Source organism: Cryobacterium inferilacus (assembly GCF_019599185.1).
GTDB lineage: Bacteria > Actinomycetota > Actinomycetes > Actinomycetales > Microbacteriaceae > Cryobacterium > Cryobacterium inferilacus.
Genome location: NZ_JAIEUL010000032.1, coordinates 1 through 23,629, shown reverse-complemented (window position 1 = coordinate 23,629; position 23,629 = coordinate 1). Strand labels below are relative to the sequence as shown.

The following is a 23,629-nucleotide window of genomic DNA, read 5'->3' as shown; positions in this document are numbered from 1 at the left end:
ACTGAGGCCGGCGCCGCTTAGCCAAGGGTGATCCCTCGTGCGCTCATGAACGGCTCCGCATCGATGCGGGCGCCATCGACTCGAGTTTCAAAGTGCAGGTGGCAGCCGGAGGATGCTCCGGTGGTCCCGACCAACGAAATGGTCTGTCCGGCGGACACCTGCTGGCCGTTGCTGACCAGGATCTCGCTGTTATGGGCGTACCCGGTTTGGACCCCGTTTCCGTGATCGATGAGGACCCAATTGCCGTAGCTGCCGAGGTACCCGGAGTAGATGACGGTGCCTCCCGTTGCGGCCTTGACCGGCACGCCGCATCCGGCAGCGATGTCCGTGCCGTAGTGGAACGCGCCGACGCCGGCTACGGGTCTAACGGGGCGTGGCCCAAATGGGGCGCTAATCCAGCCAGAGACGGGCAACGCCCAGCCCTGGCCGCTGAGCTGACCGGAGTCTGACCCTGACCCTGACCCTGACCCACTTGACCCTCCCGAACTGCCCGTGGATGCCTTAGCTGCGGCTGCAGCCGCCGCGGCCGCAGCCTCGGCAGCGCGTCGGGCTTCCTCGCCTTTGGCGAAGTCGGCTTCTGTGGCGGCGCGTCCCTCGGTGAGGACGGCGAGTTGTGCTTGCATCGTGCCGGCGTTTGCTTGTTGCTCGGCGAGTGCGACCTCCACTGCGGCGCTAGCGGCGATGGCCTGGGTGAGAGCGGTCTCGGCTTCCTTGGCTAAGGCGCCGAGTTCGTCTTGTGCCACCTTCGCCTGGTCGGTGAGGGCGGTTGCAGAGTTTCGGTCGGACGCGGCTTGATCGTAGACCGCGGCGGAACGCTCCGTGAGTTTGCTCATGGCCCCCAACTGATACAACAGGGACTCGGTGCCATCTCCCGCCATGAGGATGGCGAGCGAAAGGTCCGGGCCTCCACTGCGGGCAAGACCCGATGCGAGCCGACCAGCCTGTTCGCTGGACAACGTGGCTTGCGCGCCGGCCTCGTCAGCCTGGGCCTGCAGGGTTGTGGCGCGGTACGTGGCCTCGTCGAAGGCGCCCTGAGCCTGCTCAAATTCGGTACCTCGCCGCGTGGATTCTTCTTGTGCGGCGGCGACGTCGGCCGTCAGGCCGGAGATCAGGGTGTTGAGTGTGCTGATCTGGGCTTGTTTGGACGCTTCGTTTGCTCTCGCGTTTTCAACATCGGACCAGGAAGGATACTCGGCCGCTGCTGCCGGCTGGGCGGCCCAGCCCGCGCCCGATACCAAGCTGAGGACCAAGGCAGCGCCCGAAAGAGCTTTCAGGGTCCGTGGTTGCATGCGGCGTTGATCGCGTTTCGGGTTCGTCATGATGTGCTCACCTTGTCTGTCAGCCAGGCGTACGGGTCCGTGGGGGTGATGCCGTTCAGGAGGATCTCGAAGTGAAGGTGTGGGCCGGTGCTTTGGCCGGTGTTGCCAACGTTTCCCACTAGCTGGCCGACGAGGACGGGGTCACCGACGGTAAGTGCCAGGGTGCCTTCCCCCATATGGGCATACAGACTGCTAACGAGACGCCCTTCGATCATGTGGTCGATGATCGCGTACACACCCAGTCCGCTCTTGTCGGTGCTGGAGACTTCCCTCACGACGCCATCCGCGACCGCCTGGATCGGGGTGTTCACGCCCGGATTCATGTCCAAGCCTTTGTGGAAGCTGGAGCACCCGTCACACGGCGGAATCCGCGGGCCAAAGTCAGTAGAGATCGGCACACCGACGAGGAAGGGCCATTGGATCGCAGAGCCGAGATCATTTGTATAGGTGTTGGCGGTCTGGGAGTAAACGCCCGGGAGCGAATCCTCCGTCCGTAAAGTTGCCTGAATGGCCTGGGACGAGAACGTGTCCTGGGCGACGGTGATGGTTCCGTTTCCCGACGCTGTCAAGTTCTGCACTCCGACATCGGATCGTTCCGCGGGCGCAGCGAGGGTCTGCGCGTAAGGGTTCACCGCCAGGGCTGGGACCGACACGCTGACGGCAAGGAGGGCAGCGAACGCTAGAGCGACTGCGGACGAGAGTTGTTTACGAACGCTGACGTTCATGCGGCGGGCTGGTCGACCGGGTCTGGGGAGTGGCCGTCGTGTTCGGCGGCGACTGGCGCGGTGTTTCTCGGCCAGGCGCAGTTGTTTGCGGGGAAGATCGGGTGATGCGGTCATGAAGATGGTCCTTGCGATCACAATGGCGCGCTCCATCTGCGCCTCAGGCAGGCGAGGAAGTGGTGACCGAGTTGGGCACGCCGCGGATCGGGGCCGCAATGCGGCGGCCCCGATCCTGGTGGAGGATTTCTATAGGGTGGCGAGGATGTCGTTCATGACATCAATCTCGGCGGTCTGGCTCTCCACGATGTTCGTGGCCATGTCCACCGCGTCCGGGAATTGTCCCTCATCGATCTCGGTCTGAGCCATCGCAATGGCGCCCTGGTGATGAACGATCATCTGTTCGAGGAAGAGCTTCCCAGCGTCCTCTGAGGACGCTGACTTGAGAGCGTTCATGTCGTCCTCGGACATCATGCCGTCCGTGCCGTGATCCATCTCGGACATATCCATCTCGCTGGAGCTGGTGTCATCCATGCCCCATGCTGTAAGCCACGATTCGAGCTGCTTGATTTCGGGCTCTTGGGCGTTTTTGATCTCGGTGGCCAGATCCACGATGCGCTGGTCGATGCCGTCCTTCGCAAGGAGGTCGTCGCTCATTTCAACGGCCTGTTCGTGATGGGGGATCATCATCTGGGCGAACTCGACGTCCGCGTCGGCGAAATCAACCGAGGAGGCGGAGGAATCGGGGGAGCTGGGGGCGGCGGATGAACCGGTATCGGTGGTTCCACCGGCGCAGGCGCTGAGCGTGAGCGCTGTCGCGATGGCCGCGGCAGTAAGCAGGTAGGTACGTGGCTTGGGCATTGTTAATCCATTCAGAGTCAGACGTAAGAAACCGGTTCGCCATACGGCGTCATGAAGGCAGGCGTCAAGTGACGCGAAGGCCAATGCCGGTTCTAGGTGCGACTGATGGAAAGAACGACCAAGCTAGGCCGGAAAAGATGAAGCGCAGGGCCCTGGAATAGAGCGATGACTCGCCCGCCGGCGTCGAGCAGACGCCGATAGGTAGATGGCGAGCGAGCGAGCACGATCAGCGCCGCCAAGACCAGCAGGATGGCGCAGGTCATCGCCCACACTGCACAGACGAGCATGCAGTCGGCGCAACCGAGGATTCCTACGTCGGCATGCGCAATTAGTGGAATGACCGCCGCCACAGCTCCGGCGGTTGTGAAAGCCTCAGCTTCGGCGCCGGCAGGTCTGACGTCTTCATGGGCCGCAGAATCGGCGGTATGTGAGATTGAGTCGTGACTGCCGATCATGGAGTGCATGGCGAGCAGGCTCAACAGCATGGCTGCCAACACCAGGGAGGCCGTGAACACGATGGAGCGAACGGGCTTTCGGTGACGACCAACAGCAGCACTGCTCTGTAAGTTCATGTCACCTCCAGTCGACCAAAAAATAGATACCCCGCTACCGTATCGGTACTCGATAAATTTCAGCTGTGAACGTGAGCAGCCTGCTAACGAATCCCTGCTGGCTGGGCGCTGGGCAGGGGCTTAATGGGAGTCGCCGCGGCAATGGTCAGTCCTTGGAAGCCGCGCAGTCGCAGGCTATTGCTGACGACGAAGACCGACGACAGCGCCATGGCGGCACCGGCGATCAGCGGATTGAGCAGGCCCAGCATGGCAAGAGGGATCGCGGCCACGTTGTACGCGAAAGCCCAGAACAGGTTGGCCTTGATAGTTGCCAGGGTGCGACGAGAAAGCCGGATGGCATCAGCGGCTGCGACCAGGTCGCTTCGTATCAAGGTGAGGTCGCTGGCTTCGATGGCGACATCGGTGCCGGTGCCCATCGCGATGCCCAGGTCCGCGGTAGCCAACGCCACTGCATCGTTCACTCCGTCGCCGACCATGGCCACAACGCGCCCCTCCCGCTGGAGTTCCCGAATCACTTCGGCTTTCTCGGCCGGGAGGACGCCAGCACGAACATCAATGATGCCGAGTTTTGTACCTACGACGCGCGCCACGGTCTCGTTGTCACCCGTGAGGAGCACGGGCTGCAAACCCAGGCGACGAAATTCCTCGACTGCGGCGGCGCTGGAGTCCTTGACAACGTCAGATACTGCCAGGATGCCTTGCGCACGCCCGTCCCAGGCGACGGCGACAGCGGTCTGTCCCTGCGATTCACATAAGGACAAGGCGAGCTTGAGCTCGCTGGGGAGCTCGATTGACCAATTCTCACTGAGCCAGCTGGGGCGTCCCACCAGCACGACGCGTCCGTCGACAACGGCCTGCACGCCGAGGCCATCGGTAGATGAGAACGACTCCGGCGTCGGAAGGGTCAGCACACGCGCCCTCGCTCCGGTCACGATCGACTTGGCGATCGGGTGTTCTGATCCCGACTCTGCAGCGCCGGCGAATGCGAGGAGTTCCTCGTCGGTGACGGTTTCATTCGGGTGGACAGCAACGAGGGTCATCTGCCCGGTTGTGACGGTGCCGGTCTTGTCGAGAACGATGGTGTCGACTCGTCGAGTCGACTCGAGAATTTGTGGTCCCTTGATGAGGATGCCCAGTTGAGCGCCCCGACCGGTTCCGACGAGCAGAGCGGTTGGCGTGGCCAAGCCGAGGGCACAGGGGCAGGCGATGATCAGTGTCGCCACCGCTGCGGTGAATGCCACCACGGGGCCGGCCCCGACCAGAAGCCATACAACGAGGGCGCCCAGGGCGAGGGCAATCACGATGGGCACGAAAATGGCAGATACTCGATCAGCGAGTCGTTGCACCTCCGCTTTGCCCGTCTGGGCCTGTTCGACCAAGCGCCCCAACTGGGCCAGCTGAGTATCGGAGCCGATACGCGTTGCCTGGATGACGAGGCGGCCACCGGAGTTCAAAGTGGCGCCAACCACTGCATCGCCCGGGCCGACCTCGACGGGAACGGACTCTCCGGTGAGCATGCTCGCATCGACCGCTGAGTTGCCCTCGACGACGGTGCCGTCCGTGGCGATTTTTTCGCCGGGCCGCACCACGAAATGGTCACCGACGATCAGAGAAGACGTGGGCACAGTTGTTTCGACGCCGTCACGCAGCAGGGTTGCTTCTTTCGCGCCCAGTTCGAGCAAGGCACGGAGCGCCGCGCCCGATTGCTTCTTCGCCCGCGCCTCGAAGTATCTCCCGGCCAGGATGAAGACGGTGACGGCCGACGCAACTTCGAGGTAGATTTCGTGCGCAGCGCCACCGGGCTCTGTCGTGAGACTGAAGCTCATCGTCATTCCGGGCATCCCCGCGGTACCGAAGAACAGGGCATAAAGCGACCACCCGAGTGCCGCGAGCACTCCCATGCTGATCAAGGTATCCATAGTCGCTGCACCGTGTCGCAGGTTGACCCAGGCAGCGCGGTGGAATGGCCAGGCACCCCAGATCGCTACGGGGCCGGCGAGTGCAAGGGCAAGCCACTGCCAGTTGGAGAACTGGAGGGGGGCGATCATGGACAGGGCCACGACCGGTGCAGCCAACACCGCTGAGATCACGAGTCGCTGGCGAAGACTTTCAACTTCATTTTCGGCCTCGGTGGGGACCCCGGCCCCTTCAGGCGAGGGGCTCACGGGACGGGGGAGGACGGCCGTATATCCGGTTGCCTCAATGGTTGCGATGGCATCCTCAACCGAGGTCCCGTCCGGAATGAACACGCTCGCCTTCTCCGTCGCGTAGTTGACGGTGGCCTCAACGCCCGTCATCCGATTCAGTTTCTTTTCGATCCGCGCTGCACACGAAGTGCAGGTCATCCCGCCGACAACAAGATCGACCTGCACGCCACTCACGGGGTCTCGAGGATCAGTTCGTAACCCGCTTCGTCGATAGCGGCGGCAATTGCCGCTGGGTCGACAGGATTATTGCTCGAAACGGTGACCCGGGACAGGCCGCCAGGAACAAGATCAACATCAATCCGCTCGGCTCCCGCTACTCTGCCTACTTCTGAGGTCACGCTCTCGACGCAATGAGAACAGGTCATCCCTGCCACCTGGAATGTGTATGCCATGCTCGGCTCAGTCACAGTGGTCCGCTTGTTGGACTCAATGGCAGGCGTACCCGAATGAGCACTGCACGAACACGATGAATCAGTCAGGCCGAGATCATTCTTCATGTCAGCGCACATTTTGTTAGGTCCTTTCATTTCAGACGAACCATTTCCGTCTTCTTTACCCCAGGGGGGTACAATGAAAGCTATACCCCCTTAGGGTATAAAGTCAATTATGGTTAGCCCGCTAGAATGGGCCAATCCCGCCCCCGGAAACCGCCGACGGGACTAGTGACACGGTTCGGCCGCTCTGGCATGGGCGGGGGAGCAATGAAAGAAGGATGACATTTTCATGACCGATTCACGGAATTTGGCCGTTGAAGCGCCGACCGGCTCCCACGGATACATTTCCAACAAAGACGAATACCTCAACCGACTGCGACGCATCGAAGGGCAGGCTCGCGGCCTCCAGGGGATGGTCACGAACGAAAAATACTGCATCGATATTTTGACGCAGATCTCGGCCATGACGAGCGCGTTGCAGTCGGTAGCCTTGGGTCTGCTCGACGAGCACCTCAATCATTGCGTGGTCGCCGCCGTGGAAGCTGGCGGCGACGAAAGGGACCTGAAAATGAAGGAAGCGTCGGTCGCCATCGCCCGATTGGTTCGCTCCTAGCCACCTAGCCGTATGCTTCACTGCGGGGCATCGCTGCCGCGATGTTCTGCGCCAACCGTGCTGTGGAGACAGTGCGCAACGACGCTCGAAGATATATAGCGACCGGCGGCTGGAACCATCTCTCAGACGGGAGCAGCGCTGCTCGTGGTCCGGTAGCCAAGTCGTCGTTTTGTATGTTCCTCCGAACATCCCCGCCCATTTCGACACTCTCTACCGCCCGCGGTCATTCGACCGGTTCCGTCCGTGGGCTGATCACTCGTGCCCAAAACAGGGTCGAGAACAGGGCGGGCGTGCTACTTAGATCGGGAGCACGAAACCGCCGATCAGCGCCTGCATACTGTAGATCCACATCGTCCAAACTCCGGTGATCATTAGCGCGCCAATCAGGATAAGCATCGAGCCTCCCGCAATGTTCATCGCGCGGATGTGTCGCTTCAGCCAGGAAACTGCGCCCGACATCCAATTCAGGCCGAGCGCGACCAGTAAGAAGGGAATGCCGAGCCCTAAACAGTAAAAGAGTCCGAGTAGCGCTCCGCGCCAGGGGGAGCCCGAGCCGAGGCTGAGCAGGGTAATCGCCGTCAGGGTCGGCCCGAGACATGGCGTCCAGCCGACTCCGAAGACGAGACCGAGCAGCGGAGCTCCGGCCAGTCCCGTAGGAGGGGCGAAGCGTGGTTTCGCGGTGCGTTGGAGGAAGGGGAAGGCGCCGATGAACGCAAGTCCCATCACGAGCACGACTAGGCCTAGGATCCTCGTGAGGGGATCTTGCCAACGCACCAGCCAGTAGCCGGCTGTCCCGAAGGCTGCCCCGTAGGAGACGAACACGACCGAGAAACCCAACACGAATAGGCCGACACCGACGAGAAGGCGACGCCTGGCATGGGCGATGTCCGGTCCTGCCATCCCTCCGACATAGGCCAGGTATCCGGGCACTAGTGGCAGCACGCACGGCGAGGCGAATGAGACTAAACCGGCCAGCAACGCGATCGGGATCGCGACCAGCAGCTGGCCGGTAAGCACGATGCTCGCGAAGTCCTCAGCGATTCTCGCTCACCGCCCTCGCCTGTTTTGCTCGCTCTTCTGCTTCGACCCGGGCGTAGGCCTTCCGCTCGTTTCGATCCGATCGGATGATGGCGCGCATGATGAACCAGAAAATCAGGCCGACGCCGAGGCTGGGCGCGAGCGAAAAGACGGCATTGAACCAAAAATCCTCCATGCTCATCGTCATTCTCGCCCAGCTACGATGCCACCGATGATGAGCAGGGCCGCGCCCATCGGGTATCCGGCAACGATGTCGAGCCACAACGCAGGCTGTTGTGGTCCGAATGCCTCGATGTGCGCGAGCCAGTGAACGGCGGCGACGAGGACTCCGGCGATCATCAACAGTTGTCCGATTCGAACAAAGCGTCGCTTCCGCCAGTATTTCTTCCTCGCGAGCTCCTCTGCGCTCAGCGTCGGTATCGCGGCCGCGCTGGCTGCATTTCCACGTGGGTGTTTCATTGAGTCTCCTGACTAGTGGGCGATTGGATTAGAGGCCGGAGTACGAATGCAGGCCCTTGAAAAAGACGTTTACGACGCCGAAGTTGAACAGGACGGCGGCGAAGCCGACGATCGCCAACCAGGCTGACCGGGAGCCGCGCCATCCGCGGGTCGCCCGCGCGTGTATGTAACCGGCGTAGACGACCCAGATGATGAAGGTCCAAACCTCCTTGGTGTCCCAACCCCAGTACCGGCCCCAGGCCCGCTCGGCCCAAATCGACCCAGCCATGAGGGTGAAGGTCCAGAGGATGAATCCGATGATGTTGACCCGATATGCGAGGTTTTCCAACGTCGCCGCCGACGGCAGCGTGGCCAGGAACCGCAGCCGCACCTCCATGGCATCGGTGAGGAGTGATTCCTGCCTGAACTGCACCAGCTGGACGGTCGACAGGGCGAAGCCGAGCGCGAAGAATCCAGTGCCGAGCGAGGCAACGAAAACGTGAATGACCAGCCATACGGATTGGAGGGCCGGAGGCAGTGGGGCGACCTCGACATAGAACCGAAGCACTGCGACCCCCAGCAGAATCAGCACCAAACCAGTGACGAAGGTGCCAAGGAAACGCAGGTCAGCCCGGGTCAGCACGATGAGGAACACAGCGACGATTAGGAGGGTGCCCATCATCGCGAACTCGTACATGTTCGCCCACGGGACTCGGTTGGCGGCGATCCCGCGGAGCACTGTGGCGGCCAGGTGCAGTGCCCAGGCGAGCACTATGAGCGAAACACCGACGCGCAGGCTGGCTGAATGGCTATACGGGGTGGCCGCGTCATACGCGATCCGCGCGCTGATCCGGGTCAGGGTGGTCGTTCCTCCTCCTGCTCCGGCCGCGGTCGATCTGTGGGACTCGGCCACCAACGGCGCCTGGCACTGGGCGGCATCCACCGCGGAGGAGCGCCTCGCTAGGTCGATCGAAAAGGCGATGAACGAGAACGCGTACACGCCCATGGCCGAATACAGGCTCAGGATCGAAAGCTCATTGAGATTCACTGGATATGCCTCTAGATCGGCTCGGTTGTCTGGGTGGATGGCGGGGTGGGAGCCAGCACTGCGTTGTGGCGTTTGGCGAGGGTGAAGACCGCCGCTTCGAGGGCGGGGTCGTCGCCGCGGGCAAGTCCGGCGTACTCGAGGCACACCGACCCGTTCTCTCGTCGGATCGCCTTCACCCAAATGCGGCGGCGCGGAACGAATAGGGAGGTGAGCAGCCCGAGCAGCGCGAGCACCGAGAACAGCAACACCCAACCCTGTGCCGGGTCGTTGTTGACATCGAAGGAGGCGAACCGCAAGACCGAACCGGAGAAGTCGCCATCCGTCGCGCCGGAGTCGGCATTCTCGAAGGTAACCGTGCCGAGCCCGTTCGGTAGTTCCTGCGTCTGCCCTGGCTTGAGCTCGAGCGACTTCGTCCCTGTGTCGCCACCAGTTAGCTGGGTCATCTTGTCGGTGTTGAGCGCGTAGACGGATGCTGGCACGCCCGCATCGAGGCCGAGCCCGCCGGCGTAGACGTTGAGTGTAAGCATCGGATACTCAAGGTCCGGGAAAGAGGAGAAGTACGCCCCCGACTGAGCCTTAGCCTGAGTCGGATAAAAGAAACCAGTCAAGCCCAGCTGCTGGGCCAGGCCGTCAGGGACCTTCACCACACCGAGGGAGGTGAGATTTGCATCCTGCGGCAGGAAAGGGACCGAATCGGTGAAGGCAATGTTCCCCTTCGGGTCCCTCACAGTGATGGTGGGCGCGTAGCCGTTGCCGAGCAAGAACACATCCGTACCCGCAACGCGGAGCGGGGCGTTGACCTTCACTTCATCGGTCCGGGCCGTCTTGCCCTGAACTGCGACGGTGACACCGGCGGTGTAGTCCACCGGCTGACCGTAGGCTTTCAGGTTCAGGGTTTCGTACTCGACATCGAAGCTGTCGAGGGCGAGCGTGTACGGGTCGAGGCGCTCCTCGTCAAAAAAGCGTCCGGGTTTGAACGAATCGTAGGCCAGCAGCGTATTCACAAAGGTCTGGCCCTCGACGAGGACCCGTTGCCCGCTGAATCCAAACCCGCTGCCGAATCCTCCCACGATCAAGATGCCGATCAGGGCGAGATGGAAGAGCAGGTTGCCGCTTTCGCGCAAGAACCCTCGCTCGGCGGAGATGGACACCTCACTGCCGGATTCGAACAGTGCGACACGGTAACCGCCGAATCTCAGCAGGCTCCGGGCGGAATCAATTGCCGCCGCGGCATCCGTGCCAGCCGGAGCGTCCCGCGTCGTGAAGCCGGCCAGCCTGCCCAGGCGCGCCGGTGTCTTGGGTGGCTTCGCCCGCAGCGCCCGCAAGTGGTGCCGTGTGCGCGGGATGACGCAGCCAATCAAAGAAACGAAAAGGAGGAGGTAGATGGCCGAGAACCAGACGGAGGAGTAGACGTCGAAGGCCTGGACTTTGTCAAGGGCTGAGGCGAGGTCAGGGTTGTCGGCGAAGTATTGGGTGACGCCGTTCGGGTCCGCGGTGCGCTGGGGCACAAGCGACCCAGGGACCGCCGCCATCGCGAGCAGCAGCAGTAGCAAGAGCGCAGTGCGCATGCTGGTGAGCTGACGCCAGAACCAGCGCAGCCAACCGATGAAGTCCAGCGGTGGCTCGGTGATTCGATCACCAGACGCCGCCACGCGGGAATCGTGGTGGTCGTATGGGCGCGACACGGTAGGCCCTACGCGGTCATTCATGGTTGATCCTCTGACCGCCGCGCAGTGGGGACGTCGGCTGCAATGGCCGACTGACGGTCCGCCACGCCGTCCGCTGACGGTTCCTGCCCGGTCGGTGCGAGTTCAGCTTTCGTTCCGGGGGAGTCATTGGTCACTCTCCTCGAGAGCGGTCTTGATGAGGGCATCGAGGATGCTCGCGTCGGAGATTCGTCCGAGTATTCGTGCGGAGACCCGACCCTTCTTGTCGACGATGAGGGTGGTGGGCACTGCGTTGGGTGCGATCACACCGCTGAAGGCGAGCTGTAGGGCGCCGTTGTCTGCGTCGATGGCAGACGGGTAGGTGATGCCGAATGTCTCCGAGAACGAGCGTGCAGTGTCCGTTCGGTCGCGAATGTTTACTCCCAGGAAACCGACGCCAAGGTTTTCGTACTTTTTCCACATCGCTTGCAGATCCGGGGCCTCAGCCCGACACGGCGCACAGCCGGCATACCAAAAGTTAACTACAAGAACGCGCCCCCGGTAATCCGCAGACGTAGCAGTTTCACCGGATTCGAGCGTGCCGGAAAAGTCGACCGGGGCAGCTCTGTTCTCGGCCGTGATCTCCGTGACTGTACCGTCACCGGCGATGTAGTTCTTGCCGCTGCCCTCCCGATACTGTGCGGCCAGCGAGTCGCTCACACACCCGCTGACAGCGAACGCGAGAACGAGGGCAAGGGCGAACACGCGCGAGGGCCTTCGTCGACCCCTGCTCTTAACCGATCTCACGGGCACGGGGTTGGGGCTGCGGGCCGGGGAACCCTCGCCAGTTGCGACGATGAGTCGGTGGGCGCGCCCACGCTTGTTGGCGGCGAAGAGATCCGTCATTGTCGTGACTTTCGTCTAGGCCGTCACGGTTCCCGGGTCGGACTCGGCGGGGGCGCTGATCGGCTCTAAAGAGCTGCCCATATCCATTCCGCCCATCCCGGACGATCCGTCTGCGCACGCGGTAAGTGTGATCGCTGTCGCCACGGTGATAGCGGCGAGAAAGTAGGGGCGTGTACTGCGCATTGTTTTTCCATTCATCGTTCAACGTTCAAGAAACCGGGCGGCCGTATGGCACGGCGATGCCACGCAGCCTGGTGATGATGCTGCGTGCGCGAGGTTCGGTCTAAACGCGACTGATAGAAAGGAAGATCAAACTGGGGCGGTGCAGGTGGAGCGGAATCTCACAGAAGGACTTAGCGACAAAACCGCCAGCGTCGAGCAAACGGCGGTATACCGCGGAACGTGAGGCTAGAAGAACGACAGAGGACAGGATGAGCAGTGCGAGGCAAGCAATCCCCATGATCAGGCAGCCCACCAGCAAACCGCCGCCGGCCGTGGGGGAACCACTGTCAAAAAAGGAGAGTGGGGGCGCTGCAATTTCCGTGCCGTCTTCGGCGACAGCACTCCCGTTGGATGACGCGACCGAGACCGAGCTGCTCTCCTCATCGCCGGAGGTGGCCGAATGCAATGCCAGCAGACCGAGCACCATCGCCGCCATGGTCAGCACTGCAACCAGTGAAGAGCGCATGGCACGTCGTCGGGGGCGGGCCATTGAACTGGTGTTCCTAAACATGTCACCTCCACTACTATTTTGCTGAGCGCAGACGGCGGCCATCGCACACAACCATAGACCATCGGATGCGTGGCACGCCTAGCTAGAAATGACAGAACTAAGACTTACGGGAACCTTCGAAATGCGGCACCCCGGGAAGTTGGCGCCGAGGCACGATCTTGGGCGGCAACACGTTGTCAACCCGTCACATCTGCCCGCGGCTCCGCTCCACCCATAACAAACTATTTGCGACGGGGAAGTCGAAGCCGGCGGCTGCCCGTGCGGCCATTGCCGCCCCTGGTGAGGCCTATGGCGAGGAGCAGGCCGCCCAGTCCGAGGCCTGAAAGTGTCAGTTCGACTCCTGCACCGACAAGCGTGGCCGGTGTTGTGGTTGTGCTCAGAGGGACATCTTGAACCATTGAACCGGGTTCGAATGTGGGCAGGCGGGCGATTGTGCTCCCGTCCGGGGCGATGATGGCCGAGGTGCCCACCGTCGAAATGTTCACGACGCTGCGTCCGTACTCGACGGCGCGTAGGCGGGCGATGGCGAGTTGCTGGACGCTCTCGTCGCTGTCGCCGAAATCCGCGTTGTTGGATGGAGCCAGGATGATCTGCGCCCCGCCAGCGATCATCTGGCGGATGAGGTTGTCATCGACGATGTCAAAACAGATTGCCACCCCTGTCTTCACATCATCTATGTCAAGTACGTTGTCTCGCGTGCCGACCGTGTAGTCGCGGGGGATCAGCGAGAGCAAGTCCGGGGCAAGGGGGTACCAAAAGTCTCGGTCCGGGATGTACTCGGCAAATGGCACCGGGTGAATCTTGTCGTACTGATCGACAGCTCCAATGCCTGGTTTCCAGAGCAGCAGGCTGTTGAAAACATCATCGCCTGTGGAAGTGATGGTTCCCGTGACCAGCGGAGCGTTCATTCGCCGGGTCACCAGGTCGAGCGTCGCTGCGGACTGTCCGACGGTGAGCGGATCGAGATCGGCAGCGTTCTCCGGCCACACAACTACGTCGACGTCCTGTCCGTAAAGAGGCTCGGTAGCTGCAGCATGGTTATCAAGAATCTCACCTGGCGCGTACTCCGCAAACAATCCGGCGTCCGAATTGCCTTGAACGGCCGCGACCCGCATGGTCCCCGACTCGACGATAGGAACAGGCGGCACGAGGAGGAGCACTGCGATGAGACCAACCGGCACCGCGCTGAGGGCTACCCGCCTTCTGACGGTTGGACCGCGCACGACTTGGACGAACAATGCGCCGACCCAGGCGAGCAGGAAAGAAAGCCCTGATATTCCTACCCACGCCACTAAATCGCCGAAGGGGCTTTCCGACTGGCTGAAGGCCAGCCGACCCCAGGAGAAACCGCCGTATGGCCAGTTGCTCGTGACAAGCTCCCGGAGAGTCCACAGCCCAGCGATGACAATCGGTGTAAGTCCAAGCCGCCCAAAGGTCCCAGGGAACGCGCGGTCGGTGAATCGCCAGGCCATCGCGATGAGCGCGCACCCCGCTGCGAAGAACACAGCCTCAAGGCCAGTGAGGGCAAGCCAGGGCACCGGGCCGAGATAGACGGTAAGCCAAAAAATTTGAGTTCCCCAGAAGGCAACCCCTCCGACAAGGCCCACCAGCAACGCCCCGCCAAGCCGTCGACCAAGAACAGATCCGAGAATGAGGGGAGTGCCAATAAGAACTAGCGGCCACCAGCCCAGACCGGGGAACGCCAAGGCGTTCACTACGCCGCCGCTCGCCGCCAGCACGACGGACAACCAGAGCGGCGGCCGTTCGCGCCCGAAACCAAGCGTTCCCCGAGTTTGTAGTTCAGCGGCAGTCTCATCCGTTTGGATTAACAAAGATGTCCCACCCGGGCGTCCGGGCCAGGTCGGACCCGAGCGCCGGTGACGGGAGCACCGTTGCGGTTGTCGGGGTATGTGTCGGAAAAACTTGGCAACTCTAACTTTCCTTCCAGTTGCATTGGCAAGGCGGTGGCCATGAGCCAACACGAGAACGAGAACCATTGGAGCATACCCCCCCAGAGTACCCAGCCTGCGTCCGGGCTGTTGCCGTAATTCAGCAAGTGGCATGCCGTCCATTGACGAATACCCTAGGGGGGTATAGCGTAAATGTGGAGGGAGGCAAGCGTGATCCCGCAAATGTTGAAGGAAGGAACTGTTCATGAGCATCGAAGAGGTATCTGCAGTCATGGAAGTGGGAGGCGTCCAGTGGGCGTCATCCAAGGCCGTCGCCGAATCCATGCTCAGCCGTCGCCCCGGGGTCATTCGCGTTGAGGCGAACCCGATCGCTCAAACGGCGCTCGTCACTTTTAACCCCGGGCAAACTTCTATCGCTGATCTGACCCGTTGGGTACAGGACTGTGGCTATCACTGCGCGGGCCGTTCGGTTCCCGACCACATTTGCGACCCTCAAGAAAGCGTCAAGGGGTCGGGCAACGAGTCTCAGCCGATGGAAATGGGTCATGACGCGTCGATGACGGATGAGGGGCATGACGCGTCGATGACGGATGAGGGGCATGACGCGTCGATGACGGATGAGGGGCATGACGCGTCGATGACGCACAAGGGGCACGCCGCCAGGACTGCCCAGGAGACCATGGGGCACGGCGGATCTCACGCGGGGATGTCGATGGACGCCATGGTGCGTGACATGCGCAACAGGTTTTTGGTGGCGGCGGTTCTGTCAATACCGATCATTCTCTGGTCGCCAATCGGACGGGACGTGATCGGTTTCGCCCTACCCGCGCCGTTCGGCCTCCGAGATGACGTGTTTTCGTTGCTGCTGTCCCTCCCGGTGATCTTCTGCGCAGCGTGGATTTTCTTCGATGGCGCGTTCCGAGCGCTGCGAGCTCGGACGTTGGACATGATGGTGCTCGTTGCGGTGGGCGTCGGCGCCGGCTGGCTGTACAGCGTGATTGTCACCTTGACCGGTGGAGGCGATGTCTTCTACGAAGCGGCCACAGTGTTGGCCAGCTTCGTTCTACTGGGCCATTGGTTTGAGATGCGGGCCCGCGGTGGCGCGAACGAGGCTATCCGGACCCTGTTGGAACTCGCTCCTTCCATGGCTGTCGTTCTTCGCGATGGCGAGGCGATCGAACTGCCCACCGCGGAGGTTCTGCCTGGTGACCTGATGATGGTGCGGCCGGGTGCGAAGATCCCGACCGACGGTGTCGTGGAGGAAGGCGACTCTGACATCGATGAGTCCATGGTGACGGGCGAGAGCCTGCCAGTGGCAAAATCGGTTGGATCAACCGTCATCGGCGCAACGGTCAACACCACCGGCACTCTCAGAGTTCGGGCCACGAAGGTCGGCGCAGATACCGCCTTGGCCCAGATTGTGGCTCTGGTCCAGGAAGCCCAAAATTCGAAGGCACCCGGTCAACGCTTGGCCGACCGCGCCGCGTTCTGGCTCGTTCTGGTTGCCCTCATTGGTGGCGGACTGACCTTGGCAGCGTGGCTACTCACCGGGGCTAGCCTCCCGACCGCCATCCTCTTCGCCATCACCGTTGTTGTCATCACGTGCCCAGATGCGCTCGGGTTGGCCACGCCAACCGCCATCATGGTCGGCACCGGGCTCGGCGCGAAGCGGGGCGTTCTGTTCAAGAACGCTACTGCCTTGGAAACCGCGGCCCGAATCGACACTGTCGTTATGGATAAGACCGGCACGCTTACCAAGGGGCAGCCGGAGGTCACAGACTTCCTCACCGTCGGATACGACGAGAAAACGCTTCTGGCGCTCGTCGCCGCCGTCGAAAAGGAATCTGAGCACCCCCTTGCCGGGGCTGTCGTTGACTACGCAACCACCAGAAACGTCCCGGAATTGAAAGCGTCGGACTTCCGAAACGTTCCAGGGCACGGTGCCGGCGCCACGGTGGACGGCCGCCGGGTGCTCGTGGGCAACCGCAAGCTGCTCCTCAACGAGGGAGTAGATGTAGGACCGGTCATCCCTCAACGAGACGAGCTGGCGGCGACGGGCCGCACGGCGGTTTTGATTGCTGTTGACGGCCAGGCAGTGGGGGTCATCGCCCTCGCGGATGCCGTTCGTGAGACCGCCGCCGCCGCAGTCGAAGCGCTTCACGATGCAGGGATCGAGGTCGTGATGCTGACCGGCGACAACGAGGCAACTGCGCACCGAATCGCGACCCTGCTAAAGATTGACACGGTCATCGCCGACGTCTTGCCCGAGGAGAAGTCAGCAAAAATAGCAGCGCTTCAGCAGGCAGGGAGGCGAGTCGCCATGGTTGGTGACGGAGTCAACGACGCTCCAGCGCTCGCTCAGGCCGACCTCGGAATAGCCATCGGGGCGGGGACGGACGTCGCCATCGAGACGGCGGACGTGGTCCTCATGCGCTCGGATCCGCTCGACGTTCCCGTTGCCCTGCGCATTGGGAAAGGCACGGTGCGCAAAATGCGGCAAAACCTCGGGTGGGCCATCGGATACAACGTGATTGCCCTGCCGATCGCTGCCGGCGTCTTCTACCCCGGCTTTGGTATCAAGCTCAGTCCGGAAATCGCCGCAATCTCAATGTCTGGATCAAGTGTCATAGTCGCCGTGAATGCCCTGCTGCTGAAAAGGCTGCAACTACCTGCCCCGGCTGACAACACTGCAGTATCAGTGTCCGAGCAAGTGGCGAATAAAATGTAGCAACCGATTCCGGGACCCCATCTCAATAAACAAGGGGAAACGATAGGAGAAAAGGCGAGGGGTTTACGGGCGTTGACGAAGGTTTACTGGGGATATCGGCGACGGAAGCCCTTTGGGCCAGCGTGCAGTGAGCGCGGAGAGACAATGAGACCATGACGTCAACCGCCTTCACACCCCAAACCGTTGCCGAACCGCGGCCGCGAGTCTTGGTGGTAGACGACGAACTGCCGCTGCTCCAGCTGGTCGCGGGCTACCTGGAGCGAGACGGGTTCGATGTGGAGCAAGCCGCTGATGGGCGGGCGGCTGTGACAAAGGCGCAGGAATGGGCCCCCGCGATAATCGTCTTGGACCTCGGTCTTCCCGGGATGGACGGCATCGAGGTTTGTCGCACCGTTCGCACCTTCACCGACTGCTACATCATCATGCTTACCGCTCGTATCGATGAGATAGACAAGCTCGTGGGGCTCTCGGTGGGAGCGGACGACTACCTCACCAAGCCGTTCAGCCCGCGCGAGCTGGTTGCGCGAGTGCGTGCAATGCTCCGACGGCCGCGCCCCAGCGCACAAGTCAATGACATAGGTCAACCGCCCCTCTTGTTCGGCTCCGTCCAAATCGACGTGGCGGGCCGGAAAGTTCAGCGGAACGGTGAGCCGGTGGACCTCACACGCACGGAGTTCGAACTCCTGGCGGCTCTAGCGGGCCAACCCCGCATTGTCTTCACTCGGCAGCAACTCATCGATGCTGTTTGGGGCGAAAGCTGGATGAGCGATCCGCACCTCGTGGATGTGCATATCGGACATATCCGCCGCAAAATCGGAGACAACCCGTCCGCACCAGTGTTCATCCGGACGGTACGCGGGGTCGGGTATCAAATGGGTGCCGGCGAATGAGACCACTAACTGGCCGTCTGCCGGGTCCGCGGGATTTGAGTACACGTTTACTTGTCGCCATCCTCGTCGTCGTTCTTGTCGGGGCCGCAACCGCGTGGGTGGTCGTGGCCGGGATAGGCCCGGCTATCTTTCACGCACACATGATGCAGACGCGTGGTTCAGAGGCCAACACCGCCGCCCATGCCGAAGAAGCCTTCCGAACAGCTTCTATGCTTTCCTTGGCCGTGGCGCTCATCGCTGCACTGTCAACGTCTATCGGTGTCAGTCTGTTTCTCTCGGGCCGGATCACCCGGTCGCTCGCGCCCGTTACCGTAGCCGCAGGTCGTGTTGCCGATGGGGATTACTCGGCGCGAATCCCACCTACGGCGCTGGGTACGGAATTTGAGAATCTCACTGCGGCGTTCAACTCGATGGCCGCCGATCTCGGCCGGGTAGAAGTGACCAGAACAAGAATGCTGGGTGACCTGGCGCACGAAATGCGCACGCCCATCACCACGATCGGGGCCTACCTCGAGGCCATCACCGACGGAGTGCAGGACGCGGACCCCGCAACGCTCAACATGCTGGGGGACCAGGTCACCCGCCTCACACGGCTCAGCGAGGACGTCTCCCTCGTGACGACTGCCGATGAAGGCCGACTCACCATGCACCGACGACGAATAGGCGTCGCGCAAATTGTGGCAGACGCTGTAGCGCAGGCGACGACACAATACGCAACCCAAAACGTGATCTTGTCCGCAAACACAACGGCCGCCGGTGACGCTGCTATTAACGCGGACGGTGATCGGATCGGCCAGGTCCTGACCAACCTTCTCGACAACGCGGTTCGACATAGTCCGCACGGTGGCGAAGTCGTTATTTCCGCTGCGGCGATCGGTACCGAAACAGTGATTTCGGTGTCAGATGGCGGCGACGGAATTCCGCCCGGCCATGTCGCTCATGTGTTCGAGCGCTTCTATCGCGTAGACGCCAGCCGTGACCGCGCGCACGGCGGTTCAGGCGTAGGCCTGGCGATCGCGAAATCTATTACTGAGGCTCACGGAGGAAGCATCAGCGTAGACAGCGAAGGTGTCGGACGAGGCGCAACCTTCACCATCAAGTTTCCGCTCTTTTCCCCGGACCCGAAAGCTGAAAAGGCGCCTCGGTAGCCCTCACCTCCATTTGCTTCGTCCTCGTTATTGAGGATGTGAGCAATTTGGGAGCGTCCGGGTAGTCAATTCCTTGATCAACGTTCAGCCGCCCTTCACGCCACAGTCCGGCGCCACCGCCAAATGACAGATCTCGGAGCTGTGAGGGCCAAATCAGACCGAAGGCCGCACAGGTCCACCCAACGACCCTAGAAACATACGATTCGGCGCCTACATGCCGATGAACGACGGGTGCGGCCACCCGTTCACGGACCTCGACACTCCGCCTTCAGGAACCATAGGTTCGGGAGGAAAACTTGCCCGTCAGCGTTGGGTCCGAGTCACCCGCCCGAGCACGCGCTCCAACGGCCCCTTCCCTAGGAACGCCCGCCAGAGAACAGCGAACAGCAGGGACGCAACCGTCATCCCGATCAACAACGGCCACCCGGGGTACTCGACCGCACCGCCTGTATCGTCTCGCAGGACCACAAACACCGCGAGGATGATGATCTGCAGCGTGTATACGGTCAGCGCCATCGAACCAGCCGCGCCGACCGGCGCCAATAGGGCACGGATCCCGGCGCCGACGCCCGCACGTTCCGGTGACGTCAACCACAACAAGCCGCCGATGATCGCGACCGCAAAACCACCGGAACCCAGAACTTCGGCAGTTGAACTGGAATGAGCTTCCGCGGTGATGCCAGGCAGCAGCTGTGCACCACCGTAACCTAACACCGCCGAAACGGTACCGGCGGAGACCATCCACAGCTGAGTTTTCGCGCGTCCCAGGCCTGACCGGGCCGAGATAAGGCCGACGAGCAGGAATGGCAACCAAATCATCACCGGGTAGTAACCGGTGAAGAGGTAGTACTGGACGAAATACGCTGAGGGCTCCGCCGACGAATCGGGTCCGCCGACGCCGAGCGCGAACGCTGGTGCGGCCACCGCCAGCACCGCAGCGAGCGCTCCGAGAACCCCCCGAGGAAGGAACAGCACCGGCGTCAGGAACAAGAACATAATCGCGTAATAATCGAGAATCACGGCGACTTCGCTGCCCAAGCCACCCAGAGCGACCCCGAGCAAAAACAACACCAGCGCACGCATCACGATGCTCACGACGCGATCCGCCCGGTGACCGGGCATCGTTGTTCGTTCCGAACCTGTCATGATTCCCAGTGAAATGCCTGCCAGAGTCGCAAAAAGAATGGACGACCGGCCGTCGACGAGCAATTCTGACTCGTCGGCCCGGGGAACTGTATGCGCGACCAGCATGCCGATGATCGCCAAACCGCGCGCAATATCGACACCGACGACACGCGGCCCTCCGGCGAACACCATTCCGGGATGAATGCTGGCCGCAATGCCGTCTAGGCTCCTGGAGAGAACTTCCCGACGGGCGGTTGCCACAGCGAATTCTTCTCCCGTCGAAATGGACCAGCCTGGTGCACCCATGCGGTCAGCGATTCCGCGAAGGCGCCGCTGGCCAGTAATGGATTCTACTGTCAAGTGCTGCGACCTACCCGGATGCGGGTGCCGGTGCAAAGGCGGAGGTATCAATCGCATCCGCCATACGGATCCGACGTGTCGCCACTCTCGGTCACACCACCGATGCGGAACTGATCAGCAGGGTCTACCCTGACTGGTAAGGCAGCCCTCGCGGCTCGCGATGGCGGAGGGGTGAAAGCGCCCAGACTTTCGGCAGAATGCGGACGGAACTAAGATCTGACCTCTCGCTCAGTCATCATGATCGAACTCAGATTCCGCCGATATGAATTCGATGTCATGCGCAGCTCAGGAAGGCGGAAACGATGGTGAGGGTGAATCCGCGGCTGGCTAAGCACCTCATCGCGGTCAGCCTCTCGTTCGTGCGGCAATTAGGGCCGCTTCAGCACGTGAAAGTTTAGGCCCCAGGCTGGATACGACCCGTGATCGAAGCGAGGGTGCCGGCACAGTACCGGGACAGGCGGGACGGCAGATGACCTCTCAGCCTTGCTCTTCTGCTGCCCTTGCTCAGCGGCTGCGCTGCGCTGGGGCCACTGCTGCGCGGGACTTCCTGGTGGTGGGCAATGGCAGCAGTTTCGACCATCGTCTTCGCTATTCCTGCCGTGCTTCGTCGCGCCGGGGTCGCCGGATGGCTGGTGAACGCTGCCACTGTTGGAGCTCTCGTCGCGACGCTCACCTTCATGTTTGGCCGCGGAAGTGGACTGCTATGGCTGATCCCCACGCCGAACACGTTCGGTCGGTTCCAGCAATTAGTCGAAGCGGGGATCAAGTCCATCCGGGAACAGGGCTTGCCTGCCCAAGCCACGGATGGTGTCCTTTTCCTCCTTGCCGCAGGAGTAGGCCTCATCGCGATCCTGATGGATGTCTTAGCCATTTCACTACGCTGGCCTGCGCTGTCTGGTCTGCCCCTACTGGTGCCGGTCGCGGTGCCCGGCCTCCTGGTCGGTAGCGCAGCGGACGCTTTCGCGTTAGTCGTCACCTCAGTCGGATTTCTCGCTATCCTGCGGGTCGACGCACTGATGCGACAAAGCCGCCATACCCGCCCGCCGGAGGGGATACCGGCCGCTCCTGGCGGCGATGCACAACAGCGGCAGCGTCCGGCGCAGCTGGGCGGTTCAATCGTAATAGGCAGCCTCGGAATCGTGAGCGCGCTCACGCTGGGCGCCATCATTCCGGTGAGTCCGGCCATCGGCCCGGTCGCTGGCAGTTCGGGCGGCCAGTTCTTCTTCGGGGGAGCAATCAACCCGATGATCGACCTCGGTAAAGACCTGCGGCGACCGAACGCCACCGCAGCGTTGCACTATATGACAACAGCCAGCCAGCCTCCGTACTTCAAACTCCTCACCCTGGACCAATTCGTCGGTACTACTTGGGCAGCACGGTCGGATCCAGTCCGCCCTGGCAACACGGTTGACGACATCGACAAACCACTGGGACTGTCCGCAGACGTTGAAAGCACGGAAACCACAACCGCGGTCACCATCGATCGTCTCTCGACCCGGTGGCTGCCGGCACCAACTCCGGCGACGAACGTCGAGGGCCTGACCGGTACCTGGGGTTGGGGGAGCGACTCCTTGACGATCTTAAGCACAAGCTCCACCACCCGCGGGCAGGAATACACGGTCACAGCGCTCAACCTGAAACCGACAGCTGAGCAGCTGCGCGCCTCAGGCACCGACTATCCCGTCGCCGCGCTACAGAATTTGGAGTTGCCCACGGCCCGTCCAACCATTGTCGACGAGACGGCCAAAAGCCTGGCGGCTGGGACAGCGTCTAAGTACGATGCCGCAGTCGCCTTGCAGAACTACCTCCGTAGCGGTGAATTCAGCTACGACACCGAGTCACCGGTAGAGGACGGCTACGACGGCGGGGGACTAGACGTCATCGGAAAGTTCCTCGAGGTAAAACGCGGATACTGCGTGCAGTTCGCCTCCACGATGGCGGTCATGGCACGCGTGATGGGTATCCCGGCCCGTGTCGCGCTCGGCTACCTCCCCGGAACACCGTCATCGCAGCGCACCGACGATCCGGCGCGATACGACATCGACTCCGACGACCTCCACACTTGGCCGGAACTGTACTTCGGTGGCGTCGGCTGGGTGCCGTTCGAGCCGACCCCCAGCCGCGGCGCCGTACCGGCCTACTCCCGTGCTGACGCAACCCCGCCGACCAGTGGACCCGCGCGACCGAACCAGGAATACACACCGGCGGACCTGGGAGCACTCGGGGGATCCGAGAGTCAGCTGCAGGACACAAGCTCAGTGCCACGACTGGGACTGATCCTGGCTGGGGCGCTTGCGGTGGTGCTGCTGCTAGTGCCCGGCGTTATGCGTCGACTAGTTCGGGAACGGCGAAGACGCCGAATCCGATTGGGGCAAAGCGGGGCGCTGGAGGCATGGGCCGAGCTCACCGACACTGCACTCGACCACGGCGTCCAGGTCCGGGACACGGAGACACCGCGGGAGTTCGCCGACCATTTGGAGATGCGTGCAGGCACCGCCGGAAATGAAGTCGCTGCAGCGCTTGGCCGTCTCGTAGTCGTCGAGGAACGATACCGCTACGCTCGCCCCGAGCGGGTCGTCGCGGGCGGGGATGCTACGTGCCTGGCGGACGATCTCGACCGGCTCATCAGTGCCGTGCGCGCTGGTGCCACCACACGCGAGCGGGTCCTTGCTACGGCGTTGCCTGCCTCCCTTTGGCGAGCCATGTCCAGGTGGCGAGCCCAACGCGATCGTCGCACCGGAAGAAAATCAAGTATTGCCGCCGAAGTGAGCGCCGGCGTGGAGAGGGCCGCGTACGCGGCGCATAGGAGCGATTTGGGGCCGTAGGGGAACATGCGGAGTTCGGGGCCATAGCGCAATGAGTATTAGCGCGCCTGGGGGCCACCGTTATTGCCTTTGGGGGCCACCGGGCGGTGTGGCCGGTAGCGTGCTCTGG

At 62.2% G+C, this 23,629-nt stretch carries 20 protein-coding genes; 5 read left to right on the top strand and 15 right to left on the bottom strand.

Going from position 1 to position 23,629, the window contains the following annotated elements; genetic code table 11:
* Positions 1-17: 17 nt before the first annotated feature.
* The 6 genes from K2F54_RS18125 to K2F54_RS18100 all read right to left on the bottom strand — a co-directional run bounded on the left by K2F54_RS18125 (position 18) and on the right by K2F54_RS18100 (position 6,175).
* Positions 18-1,319 carry a M23 family metallopeptidase gene (locus tag K2F54_RS18125; RefSeq protein ID WP_255577289.1) on the bottom strand — a complete coding sequence of 434 codons (1,302 nt, stop codon included), beginning with the start codon at positions 1,317-1,319 and terminating at the stop codon, positions 18-20.
* Positions 1,316-2,158 (bottom strand): M23 family metallopeptidase, encoded by an 843-nt coding sequence (locus tag K2F54_RS18120; RefSeq protein ID WP_220607255.1) that lies wholly within the window; start codon positions 2,156-2,158, stop codon positions 1,316-1,318. Before K2F54_RS18120 ends, K2F54_RS18125 begins: the two co-directional genes overlap by 4 nt.
* 129 nt (positions 2,159-2,287) lie before the next feature.
* Positions 2,288-2,899 carry a DUF305 domain-containing protein gene (locus K2F54_RS18115; RefSeq protein ID WP_220607254.1) on the bottom strand — a complete coding sequence of 204 codons (612 nt, stop codon included), beginning with the start codon at positions 2,897-2,899 and terminating at the stop codon, positions 2,288-2,290.
* A 92-nt stretch (positions 2,900-2,991) separates the two neighbouring features.
* Entirely contained in the window at positions 2,992-3,471 is a 480-nt protein-coding gene (locus K2F54_RS18110; protein ID WP_220607253.1) for a hypothetical protein, read from the bottom strand.
* Between the two features lie 83 nt (positions 3,472-3,554).
* Complete coding sequence (locus K2F54_RS18105) at positions 3,555-5,816, bottom strand: heavy metal translocating P-type ATPase (protein ID WP_220607269.1); 2,262 nt, start codon at positions 5,814-5,816, stop codon at positions 3,555-3,557.
* A 32-nt stretch (positions 5,817-5,848) separates the two neighbouring features.
* Complete coding sequence (locus K2F54_RS18100) at positions 5,849-6,175, bottom strand: heavy-metal-associated domain-containing protein (protein WP_255577288.1); 327 nt, start codon at positions 6,173-6,175, stop codon at positions 5,849-5,851.
* A gap of 226 nt (positions 6,176-6,401) precedes the next feature.
* On the opposite strand from K2F54_RS18100, the gene K2F54_RS18095 reads away from it, so the two are divergent.
* A complete protein-coding gene (locus tag K2F54_RS18095; RefSeq protein ID WP_220607251.1) occupies positions 6,402-6,725 on the top strand; it encodes a metal-sensitive transcriptional regulator in 324 nt (107 codons plus the stop codon).
* Positions 6,726-7,022: 297 nt separating this feature from the next.
* Here K2F54_RS18095 and K2F54_RS18090 read toward each other — a convergent pair whose 3' ends face one another.
* From K2F54_RS18090 to lnt, 8 genes are all read right to left on the bottom strand, one after another.
* Positions 7,023-7,742, bottom strand: coding sequence for a cytochrome c biogenesis CcdA family protein (locus K2F54_RS18090; protein ID WP_374107315.1), 720 nt, complete (start codon positions 7,740-7,742; stop codon positions 7,023-7,025).
* Positions 7,743-7,758: 16 nt separating this feature from the next.
* Positions 7,759-7,950 (bottom strand): hypothetical protein, encoded by a 192-nt coding sequence (locus tag K2F54_RS18085; RefSeq protein WP_255577287.1) that lies wholly within the window; start codon positions 7,948-7,950, stop codon positions 7,759-7,761.
* The gene (locus K2F54_RS18080) at positions 7,947-8,222 is read right to left on the bottom strand and encodes a hypothetical protein (RefSeq protein WP_255577286.1); all 276 of its coding nucleotides are present in this window, start codon (positions 8,220-8,222) and stop codon (positions 7,947-7,949) included. The genes K2F54_RS18085 and K2F54_RS18080 overlap by 4 nt, the downstream gene beginning before the upstream one ends.
* Before the next feature lie 28 nt (positions 8,223-8,250).
* Complete coding sequence (gene ccsB / locus K2F54_RS18075; RefSeq protein ID WP_220607265.1) at positions 8,251-9,207, bottom strand: c-type cytochrome biogenesis protein CcsB; 957 nt, start codon at positions 9,205-9,207, stop codon at positions 8,251-8,253.
* A 53-nt stretch (positions 9,208-9,260) separates the two neighbouring features.
* Entirely contained in the window at positions 9,261-10,958 is a 1,698-nt protein-coding gene (resB, locus tag K2F54_RS18070) for a cytochrome c biogenesis protein ResB (RefSeq protein WP_255577285.1), read from the bottom strand.
* Positions 10,959-11,081: 123 nt separating this feature from the next.
* Positions 11,082-11,801, bottom strand: a complete 720-nt coding sequence (locus K2F54_RS18065) for a TlpA family protein disulfide reductase (RefSeq protein WP_220607250.1) — start codon at positions 11,799-11,801, stop codon at positions 11,082-11,084.
* A 283-nt stretch (positions 11,802-12,084) separates the two neighbouring features.
* Entirely contained in the window at positions 12,085-12,489 is a 405-nt protein-coding gene (locus tag K2F54_RS18060) for a hypothetical protein (RefSeq protein ID WP_220607249.1), read from the bottom strand.
* A gap of 266 nt (positions 12,490-12,755) precedes the next feature.
* Positions 12,756-14,366 (bottom strand): apolipoprotein N-acyltransferase, encoded by a 1,611-nt coding sequence (gene lnt, locus K2F54_RS18055; RefSeq protein WP_255577284.1) that lies wholly within the window; start codon positions 14,364-14,366, stop codon positions 12,756-12,758.
* A 322-nt stretch (positions 14,367-14,688) separates the two neighbouring features.
* On the opposite strand from lnt, the gene K2F54_RS18050 reads away from it, so the two are divergent.
* From K2F54_RS18050 to K2F54_RS18040, 3 genes are all read left to right on the top strand, one after another.
* Entirely contained in the window at positions 14,689-17,172 is a 2,484-nt protein-coding gene (locus K2F54_RS18050; protein WP_220607247.1) for a heavy metal translocating P-type ATPase, read from the top strand.
* A 152-nt stretch (positions 17,173-17,324) separates the two neighbouring features.
* Positions 17,325-18,062, top strand: a complete 738-nt coding sequence (locus K2F54_RS18045; protein ID WP_220607246.1) for a response regulator transcription factor — start codon at positions 17,325-17,327, stop codon at positions 18,060-18,062.
* The gene (locus tag K2F54_RS18040; protein WP_220607245.1) at positions 18,059-19,210 is read left to right on the top strand and encodes a sensor histidine kinase; all 1,152 of its coding nucleotides are present in this window, start codon (positions 18,059-18,061) and stop codon (positions 19,208-19,210) included. The genes K2F54_RS18045 and K2F54_RS18040 overlap by 4 nt, the downstream gene beginning before the upstream one ends.
* 303 nt (positions 19,211-19,513) lie before the next feature.
* Here the strand turns inward: K2F54_RS18040 and K2F54_RS19670 are convergent, their stop codons facing one another.
* Positions 19,514-20,596 carry a DUF418 domain-containing protein gene (locus tag K2F54_RS19670; RefSeq protein ID WP_220607244.1) on the bottom strand — a complete coding sequence of 361 codons (1,083 nt, stop codon included), beginning with the start codon at positions 20,594-20,596 and terminating at the stop codon, positions 19,514-19,516.
* Positions 20,597-21,195: 599 nt separating this feature from the next.
* Here K2F54_RS19670 and K2F54_RS18030 point away from each other — a divergent pair.
* On the top strand, positions 21,196-23,520 hold the full coding sequence (locus K2F54_RS18030) for a transglutaminase TgpA family protein (protein WP_220607243.1): 2,325 nt from the start codon (positions 21,196-21,198) through the stop codon (positions 23,518-23,520).
* Positions 23,521-23,629 lie beyond the last annotated feature (109 nt).